Below are 9,294 nucleotides of genomic sequence, written 5' to 3'. Positions count from 1 at the left end.
GCTTGTTAGCATTCTTATGTGTATTCATATAATTCCTCTTCTAAACTGCATATTAATATAGGTTTAGTATATGGCTGGCTTAGGCAAAAGTCAAACTCATTGTGATACTTAGCACATTGATCATAAAGAAATAATGTTCTAATTCATTTATAAATTAGAACACTATTTTTTATATTAAATTATATTTATCATCAAAAATAATTAAATTAATCATATACGATGAATGGGATAATGAACCATCCGCCTTCACCATAAGAACCTTTATAATTAATTGTCATGTAATGAATGGACTGAGGCTCTGAACTAATTCCAGTGATATTCCAAGTAACTGATTTTACATCATTTGAAACTACACCGGCATTTTTCTTCCAATTGCTGAGGTAATATTTAACATAATGATCGTGTTGGACATCATCTGTATCTGCCACCCGAATCTTCATTGGTTTTCCATCAATACCAATTAAATTATTATAACGGAATGTGTAGAATGGTGTGCTTGATGAAAGGTAGTATCCATTTGTGCTAACGTCCTGATAATAACCATACGCTTGGCTTAAGTTTTTATCTGAACCTAATGGGGAGAAGTCAGTAATACCATTATAAACAATAGGAACTGATGTTAACAAAGGTTTATTTGCTAATGCAGATATATCAGAAATAGGGCATTGTTGGAAATTAACACTATATAAGTTCTTTAGTCCCTTTATTGCACTGATATCGGATAGAGTGCTGTGCAATAATGCATGTGCAGACCCAAAGTGCTTAATATTTAGTGGTAAACTGATTGTATATAAATTAGTAGCGTATTCTAGACCAGTTAGTGATTTAATGCTGATTGCAACTGCATAATAATGGACATCATTTTCTGCAAGAACACTCTAATGCTTAGGTTTTTAATTTAGACAAATCTTCTTTAGTAATTTTGCTTACGCTATTTGGATTACCATATAAATTATAGGCAACTACTTTTTATAAATTCTTGACAGGCATCCAATCGTCAATAGTATCATCAGATTTGGTTGTTACTTTATTTTTAATACCGGCAGTTTTTGCTGAAGCTGGTAAAGTTGGTCACAAAGATTTCGATGGAAATGTTTTAGCAGTTCTCGTTAAACTACTTGCTGCTAATGTGCTTCCAGATACACTGTCAGCCTTAACTGCATGTGGGCCACCAACAGCTAGTGCCAGTGCAGCAGCAGTAATTCCACTAAATAGCAATTTCTTGCTTTGTTTACTTAGTTCAATGTGTTTATTCATAAATTTTACCTCTTAAATTATTAGCCAACAGCAATTTACACTATAATTGTATATCCATAATATAATAATTTCAATAGTAAACAACTATACTTTAATTAAAATTGCATATAAAAAGCACTCCATAAGTAGATTTATAGAGTGCTGATTTTTAATGTTTGCTTTTTCTACTGTAATAAATAATAGCTAATCCTAAGACACTGAATAATGATATTAAACCCAATAATAACAGTCCTAATTGCCAGCCTGTTATTGTTTTAGCTCTAGGCTGCTTAACGTGCTTTTTATTATTAACTAGTGATTGTATCTTGCTATTAAGATGAAGTTTTTCACTATGTTTATACTTTTGAATTTTCACTTCTTTAACGGAGTTTTTGCTACTTAAGATATTTTTAGTATAAACATAGGTTAATTCCTGTGGCTTTTGCTTGAGCGTAATCACAGTTGTATCTAAACCAGTATCAATAGGTGAACCATTAAAGTATTTAAGTTTAATAGTATATCCTGGTAGTTTTAAGGCCGGAGCAGTTTGCTGATCATTAACAAAGCCACTTAAGATTTCATCTGGCGCAACTTTTTTCCCCGCAGTATCGTGATAATGAACAATCACATTTGAAACTTTTTCCCTATTATAATAGAAGGTAATTTCTTGGGGCTGATTGTTAAGTACAATAGGCACGCTTCCCGTATGGTGTGAAATACCATTATGGTCAATTTGATAACGAATCGGTGTATAACCGGAAATGTCCTGCGGCTGAATTATTTTTTGTTCACTGAAGACACCGCTAATTGTGCTTTCAGGAGCGATTGGTTTACCCGTTTGATCTTGATAATGGATGGTGATATCTGCTGCCTTGTTACGAGTATAAATTAAAGAAATTTCCTGTGGTTGAGCGGTAATAGTAGCTGTGACAGAGTCCTGGCTAATTGGCGTCGTAGTGCCATCAGCTGATTTAGCGCTGATTGAATAACCAGTAAATGTTGGAATAGTAATAGTGCTGCTGGTATTAACGTCACCATATAGTTTCTGCTGACAGGCAATGGTATTATCCGCGTCATCTTTAAAGTGAATTGTAATAGGCTGCCCGCTGACAATTCTAAACGGAATAATGTACCAGCCTGAAATGATTGGCTCTTGCGCTGAATTATTACTATGGAACTTAACGGTCATTGCTGCGCTATCACCTGGCTGCAGTTTCGAAAGGTCCCAAGTTACAGTCTGTTTACCATTGACTTGACCAACATGATCACTCCAGTTGCTGGAATATTGCTTGACTAAATGTTTGGCATTAAGCTGCTTACCAGTTTCAATCTTAAGTGCCATGTTTTTGCCATTAAAATCAAGTAGCTGGTAAGGGCCTGACGTATAAGAAATAGTTCCTGCAGTTAAGTGAACTGGCTCTGCTAATATTAGCTGTTTTCTTAGCTTTAGACTGCCACTTTCAATTAATAGCTTATTTGATTTTAATGGTGAAAAATCAGTAATTGCATTATATGAAAGATTTAGTTGAACTAATTGTGGCTTATTTGCCAAAGCAGAAATATCATGCAAATTGCACATTTCTAAATTAATATTGGTTAATTTATGCAAATTTTGCAAAGCAGAAATATCCGCTAAAGTTGAATTAAGAACAGCCCGGTGACACCAATCACTGTTTAGCTGACGGTCAGGAGCCAGGTTGATTTTAACTAGATTAGTTGCGTATTCTAATCCGGTGAGTGATTTAAGCCGCAAACGTAAGCGATATTCAGCAGGAGAAATAATATATTTCCGTTTGCCATGAACGACAGGTATTTCTTTTGGTGCGATTAAACTAAGTTCTGTCAGATTGGCAAGACTTTCTTTAGTAATTTGCTTAATTGGTTGACCTAAATTAGCGGCCACAATTTTTTGCAAAACTTTATCTGGCATCCAGCTGTCAAGTGTGTTGGAATCTGCGGCAGAATTTTGCAATTTAAATGCAGGCTCAATTGTGGCATTCAAGCCGCTTGATTCACGGGTTTTAGTCGTCATTTAGTCATCATCTTCTTTACTATTCCAAATAGCAGTAAATTTGGCTTTTGCTTTTACTAGAGCGCTTACTTTAAAATAACATGATTATTATAATGATTAAATTAAAGAAGTTTGCAAAAAATAAACACAATTATTTTTATACCAAAGTAACCGCAACCAAATACTATCCTCATAATACCGTGTTAAACTCAGTATAGCATGGATTAACACAGATGACTATTTCGAAATAGATAATTTTACTACTATTATAGTTAAACCTGTAATGGTTATTTCAAAAGCCAGATATGAACAAGTTGCCAGCCTATGGCAAGGACAAAAACAACGTTAAAGGTAATAATTGTTGTTCTGATGAAAGTCATATTTTGGAAAAATTTAGGCTTGGCCTTTGACCTGACTTGTACAGTCTTGTTAAATGTCTCGTGCTGTTTATTTTTTTTCAAAGATGCCTGATGCTCTTTTTTAATATGCTTTGGCTTAGCAGTCAATTCGCTAGTCACTAGATTATGCTTAGTAGCCTTCATTTTGCTGATCAAGTCGCCCTGTGCAACTGTACGGTGTTGACCGTAGCCGTATTTGGAAGTATTAAAATCAGAACAAGTAATTAGGGTAATCATACTTTTATCTTGCACATTGTTTTCGACTTCAACTTGAGTTGGTTTGATGGCAAAAGAAACATTTTTTATTTTATACACGTAAATATGATGCAAGTCTGTTACGTAAATGAGGTCACCAGGGTGGGCCAGATGCAAATTATCCAAAACTGCAGGACCATAAGAACCCATATAGTGTCCTGCAAGCACATAATTATTAGCACCACCCATGACGCGATCAGGCAGGCAGGTAACGACACCGTATTCTAAGTTCTGGTTTTGATCGCCATAACCAGCAAAGAGCGGATTATGAATATTAACAGCAGGAATAGCAATGCGGCCAATAGCGTATGCCTTGATTTGCTTGGCTCTAAGGACGCTGGCTGCACTAACTGATTTGGTTTTGCTGGCATCATAACTTGTTTTGCGTTTTTTATTTCTATCTGCTTTCTTTTGTGTTAAAGTGGTATTTGCTTTTTCCGCATTTTGTTGCACTACATAGGAGTTGCCAAAACCAGAGCCGAAAAAGATCAAAGTCACTCCCAGATAAAACAGGGCACCTAAAAGTAACACACGAATAGTGGACCATATTTGTGTTTTTAAAGATTTTGCTTTCTTTTTATTTGCCATTTGATTCTTTTCCTTTAAACTGCTATTAGGCTTCTGCTACTATTTAAGTATAAATTTGCGTAAAGCACAATTATTTATCTTGAATTAAACACTTAAAAAAAATAATCAAATAAGTATTGAAATCGCTTTAATACTGATTTATAATATCAGCTGTAAGTAGACGTGTTACTGACTTGATCAGGCATTACCTATGAACAATACTTTTTTGGTACTGTTTGTAGGTTTTTTTATTGGAAAGGAAGTAGTTGAAGTGAAATTTGTTAAAAATTTTAACAACAACGCTGCCTTGGTGTCTGATAAAGCCGGAGTAGATTGGGTGGTGATTGGCAACGGGATTGGCTTTGGCAAAAAAGTCGGTGATTCCATTGATGAGGACAAAATTTCACGCCGTTTTGTAGCTGTCGAAAAAAATATTAAATTGGTTGACAGTGTAAGAGATATTGATCAGCGGACTTTGAAGTTGACAACTGAAGTGATTAGCATGGCCAGTCAAAAATTACAGATCACTTTTTCTGATTATGAATTTTTAGTGTTAGCTGACCACATTGATTTTATGTTAACCCGTGCTACAGGAAATATTGAATTAGGCCAAGATACGCTTGGCTGGGAAATGAAAAAAATATTTCCGAAGGAATATAGTACGGCTCAAGAAGCCTTAAGGTTAATGAAAGAAAAAACTAAGCTTGACTTTCCTCAAAGTGAAGCAGCTTATCTGACATATCACTTCATTAATGCAGGCTCTGGTCAAACAAAACTGCAGGATACAATTAAAATTACTAAACTAATTAAGGGAGTAATTGATATTATCCAGTATCAATACGGAATGCAGCTGGATACTGAATCGTTTAACTTCAACAGGTTCATGACACATTTACGTGCTTTTATGGTAAGGCATATGTGTGGTGAAAGCGACCAGGATTCTGGCAGTGAGCTTGATCATTCCTTAATTGAGCTGATGAAAGTCAAGTACAAAAAGGCGTATGATACTGTCCAAAAAATCGGCACGTACTTATACAAGCAGGCAGGCTGGCAATTGCAGCCTGACGATCAGGTATATTTAACTCTTCATGTCTGGCGGGTAACGCATAGACAAAAAGATGCTCAATCGCAGAAGAATTAAATTTACTCTATTTTAATAATTTATAAGTTTAAACGGTGTGTTACTGTTTACAGGCATTAACCCGAGAACTTCAGGTGAAAATCTCACAATAAATTAGTGAGGTGCTTTCTTGAGGTCCTCGGGTTTTGATATTTAGGAGGAAAAAATGGCTTACGAGGACTTAAGTCGTGAAATTATCGCTGATGTGGGCGGTAAAGATAACGTGATCAGTGTTGTGCACTGTACTACGCGCTTGCGTTTTAAATTAAAAGATATGAAAAAGGCTAACGATGACAAATTAAAGGCCACCGATGGCGTAATTTCTGTTGTAAAATCCGGTGGGCAATACCAAGTTGTGATTGGTAATAATGTCGCTGATGTCTATGACACGCTGGTTAAAGTAGGCGGCTTTTCTGGTGGCGGCAGCGTGCCCGATGATTATGAAGATACCAGCAACATGAGTTTAGCAGATAAGTTTATTGATTTAATCTCTGGCATTTTCAATCCGATTTTAGGGCCAATGTGCGCTGCCGGTATGATCAAGGGCTTTAATGCTATGTTCTTAGCTTTTGGCTGGGAAGCGCAAACTTCTGGTACTTACATTATTTTGAATGCCATTGGTGACAGTTTATTCTACTTCCTGCCCGTTATTTTAGGAATTTCAGCAGCTAAAAAGTTCGGCATGAATGGCTATCTAGGTGCAACAATTGGTGCTGCACTTTGCTATCCTTCAATTGTCGCAATGGCCAGCAGTAAAACAACTCTGTTTACTGTATTTAAGGGTACTATTCTCCAAGCACCAATTCACATGACTTTTTTGGGAATTCCAGTAATTTCGATGAACTACACTTCATCAGTCATTCCGATTATCCTGTCAATTTGGTTTGCATCTAAAGTGCAAAAATTGGCTAAAAAGATTATCCCTGATGTTGTCAAAACTTTCTTAGTGCCATTTATGGTTTTACTAATTACTATTCCTGTTACCTTTATTGTCATTGGCCCTGTTGCTACCTGGCTTGGTAATGCTATTGCAGCTGCTGTTAGTGGGGTTTACAACTTTAGTCCTGTTATAGCCGGCATTTTAATGGGCGCATTCTGGCAAGTATTTGTTATCTTTGGCGTTCACTGGGGCTTTGTGGCAGTCATGATGACCAATATTGCTGCTTTAGGCTATGATCCAATCTTAGGCTTGTCATTAGCTGCTTCATTTGCCCAAACAGGTGTCGTTTTAGCAATTATTTTCCAAACTAAAGATGAAAAAACCCGCAGTATTGCAATTCCAGCCTTTGTTTCTGGTATTTTCGGGGTTACTGAGCCGGCTATTTATGGTGTCACCCTTGAAAGAAAGAAGCCGTTTATTTTAAGTTGTATTGCCTCTGCAATTGGTGCCGGCATCATTGGCTTCTTCCAAGTAAAAGTATTCCAGATGGCCGGAATGGGTATCTTCTCAATTCCAGATGCAATTGGTAAAAATGGCTTTGATACTGGCGTTTATGGCTTAATTTTAGCAATGGTTATAGCAACAATTTTAGGCTTTGCTTTCCAAATGCTATTTGGTAAAAACAGTGTTGATGCACCTATAACCGAACAAGCAGCTTTAGCGACGGATACAAATGCAGGTACAGATGATGCCGCAACAAGCAATTCTGCAAGTTCCGCAAATGTTAAACCAGAAGTTTCATATAATAAAGAAGAAAAATTAGTAGCTCCCTTAAACGGACAGGTTGTGCCATTAAGCGAGGTTAAAGATGAAGTCTTCTCCAGTGGCTCAATGGGTAAAGGCGTTGCGATTGCACCACAAGAAGGTAAAGTATGTTCACCACTTGATGGAGAAGTAGTGATGGTTTTCCCTACCGGTCACGCAATTGGTCTTAAATCGACTAGTGGCGCAGAAGTAATGATTCATATTGGTATGGATACTGTTGAGCTTGATGGCAAAGGCTTTACTACTTTAGTTAAAAAGGGTCAGAGTATCAAAAAGGGCGACCCTCTTATTAAATTTGACCTTGAAGCTATTAAAAAAGCTGGCTTTGAAACTACAACACCAGTAATTGTTACTAATTCTAATAATTACCATGAAGTTAATGTAGTTGCGAATGGTACAATAACCATTGGGGATGCATTATTAGACTTGAAATAACGAAAGGAGACAATAATGACCACAAATAATTTTCCTAGAGGATTTTTATGGGGCGGTGCTACTGCCGCCAATCAATTAGAGGGTGCTTACCAAGAGGGAGGTAAAGGTTTATCTTTACCAGATGTTATGCCTGGCGGTAAGGACCGAATGAAAATCATTGCTTCACCTGATTTTGATTTTAAGATTAATTCAGATTATGTTTATCCTAACCACATTGGTATTGATCACTATCACCATTATAAAGAAGACATTGCACTTTTCGCCGAAATGGGCTTTAAGTGTTACCGCTTTTCAATTGCGTGGTCTAGAATTTTTCCTAATGGGGATGAAGAAACTCCTAATGAAGAGGGACTTAAGTTTTATGACTCACTAATTGATGAATGCTTAAAGCATGATATTGAGCCTGTAATTACTATTTCTCACTATGAATTACCTCTTCATTTAATTACTGAATATGGGAGCTGGAAGAATAAGAAGTTAATTGACTTCTATGAGCGTTTTGCCCGCACCGTTTTAACTCGCTACCAAGACAAGGTTAAATATTGGATGACTTTCAACGAAATTAACAGTGCCGCTCACTTTCCAATTATGAGTCAGGGCCTGACGACAAGTAATGGCGCTGACGATAAGAAAAATATTTACCAGTCATGGCATAACCAATTTGTTGCTAGTGCAAAAGCTGTTAAAATTGGTCATGAACTTAATCCTGATATGAAAATTGGCTGCATGATTTTATATGCTACCACTTACAGCTATGATTCAAATCCTAAGAACCAATTAGCTACCCTGCAAGATAATCAGGCTAATAACTTTTTCTGTGCCGATGTTCAAGTAAGAGGACATTATCCTGCCTATACTAAGAGCTTATTAGCTCGCCAAGGTGTGCAATTATCTGACATTGATTACACAGATGATGAATTGGAATTGCTAGCTCAATACCCAGTTGACTATATTGGCTTTAGCTACTACATGTCATCTGTAGTAGATGTGACCCACGAGAAACTGGAAACTGCTAACGGCAATATGATAGGCGGCGTTAAAAACCCATTTTTAAAGAGCAGCGACTGGGGCTGGCAAATTGATCCAACTGGATTAAGAATTGCCTTAAACCAATTGTCCGATCGCTACCAAAAACCTGTTTTCATTGTTGAAAATGGTTTGGGCGCAGTCGATAAGCCGGATGAAAACCATTATGTGGCTGATGATTACCGAATTGACTACTTGCGTGAACATATCGAGGCTATTTCCCAGGCAATAGACGATGGCGTTGATGTTATGGGCTATACTCCTTGGGGCTGTATTGATTTAGTCAGTGCTTCAACTGGTGAAATGTCGAAACGTTACGGTTTTATCTATGTTGATGAAGATGATGAAGGACACGGAACCTTTAAGCGCTACAAGAAAAAGTCTTTTGACTGGTACAAGAAGGTTATTTCTACTAACGGTGCTGATTTAGGGTAAATTTGACAGATTAATAAGAGCTCCGAAACTGAAGTGCAACTAAAAAGTTAGACATTTTAATATTACGCAAGACTCAATGCACGATTTCGATATTTGATCGGGGTCG

7 protein-coding genes are annotated in these 9,294 nt (G+C 36.8%); 3 read left to right on the top strand and 4 right to left on the bottom strand.

What is annotated here, in order from left to right; all coding sequences use genetic code 11:
- Positions 1-206 precede the first annotated feature (206 nt).
- The 4 genes from ACZ2M0_RS09155 to ACZ2M0_RS09140 all read right to left on the bottom strand — a co-directional run bounded on the left by ACZ2M0_RS09155 (position 207) and on the right by ACZ2M0_RS09140 (position 4,488).
- Positions 207-626, bottom strand: coding sequence for a hypothetical protein (locus ACZ2M0_RS09155; protein WP_223902846.1), 420 nt, complete (start codon positions 624-626; stop codon positions 207-209).
- 445 nt (positions 627-1,071) lie between these two features.
- Positions 1,072-1,257, bottom strand: a complete 186-nt coding sequence (locus tag ACZ2M0_RS09150; protein WP_223902847.1) for a hypothetical protein — start codon at positions 1,255-1,257, stop codon at positions 1,072-1,074.
- Positions 1,258-1,405: 148 nt separating this feature from the next.
- Positions 1,406-3,268 carry a MucBP domain-containing protein gene (locus ACZ2M0_RS09145; RefSeq protein WP_223902848.1) on the bottom strand — a complete coding sequence of 621 codons (1,863 nt, stop codon included), beginning with the start codon at positions 3,266-3,268 and terminating at the stop codon, positions 1,406-1,408.
- Positions 3,269-3,534: 266 nt separating this feature from the next.
- On the bottom strand, positions 3,535-4,488 hold the full coding sequence (locus ACZ2M0_RS09140) for a class A sortase (RefSeq protein ID WP_223902849.1): 954 nt from the start codon (positions 4,486-4,488) through the stop codon (positions 3,535-3,537).
- A 250-nt stretch (positions 4,489-4,738) separates the two neighbouring features.
- Here ACZ2M0_RS09140 and ACZ2M0_RS09135 point away from each other — a divergent pair, with 250 nt between their 5' ends.
- The 3 genes from ACZ2M0_RS09135 (at position 4,739) to ACZ2M0_RS09125 (ending at position 9,188) form a co-directional block, all read left to right on the top strand.
- Positions 4,739-5,608: a PRD domain-containing protein gene (locus ACZ2M0_RS09135; RefSeq protein WP_223902850.1), complete on the top strand. Its 870-nt coding sequence runs from the start codon at positions 4,739-4,741 to the stop codon at positions 5,606-5,608.
- 145 nt (positions 5,609-5,753) lie between these two features.
- Positions 5,754-7,727, top strand: coding sequence for a beta-glucoside-specific PTS transporter subunit IIABC (locus tag ACZ2M0_RS09130; protein WP_490059253.1), 1,974 nt, complete (start codon positions 5,754-5,756; stop codon positions 7,725-7,727).
- A 15-nt stretch (positions 7,728-7,742) separates the two neighbouring features.
- Positions 7,743-9,188, top strand: coding sequence for a glycoside hydrolase family 1 protein (locus ACZ2M0_RS09125; protein WP_490059252.1), 1,446 nt, complete (start codon positions 7,743-7,745; stop codon positions 9,186-9,188).
- The last annotated feature ends 106 nt before the right edge of the window (positions 9,189-9,294 follow it).

It is taken from the genome of Lactobacillus sp. VURO6/B1 (VP7) (assembly GCF_058139575.1).
The sequence above is the reverse complement of the archived record's forward strand: the minus strand, read 5'-3'. Positions and strand labels throughout refer to the sequence as shown.

Coding starts and splice junctions, on each gene's coding strand:
- ACZ2M0_RS09150 (WP_223902847.1), bottom strand. CDS start 1,257: ATGAATAAACACATTGAACTAAGTAAACAAAGCAAGAAATTGCTATTT.
- ACZ2M0_RS09145 (WP_223902848.1), bottom strand. CDS start 3,268: ATGACGACTAAAACCCGTGAATCAAGCGGCTTGAATGCCACAATTGAG.
- ACZ2M0_RS09140 (WP_223902849.1), bottom strand. CDS start 4,488: ATGGCAAATAAAAAGAAAGCAAAATCTTTAAAAACACAAATATGGTCC.
- ACZ2M0_RS09130 (WP_490059253.1), top strand. CDS start 5,754: ATGGCTTACGAGGACTTAAGTCGTGAAATTATCGCTGATGTGGGCGGT.
- ACZ2M0_RS09125 (WP_490059252.1), top strand. CDS start 7,743: ATGACCACAAATAATTTTCCTAGAGGATTTTTATGGGGCGGTGCTACT.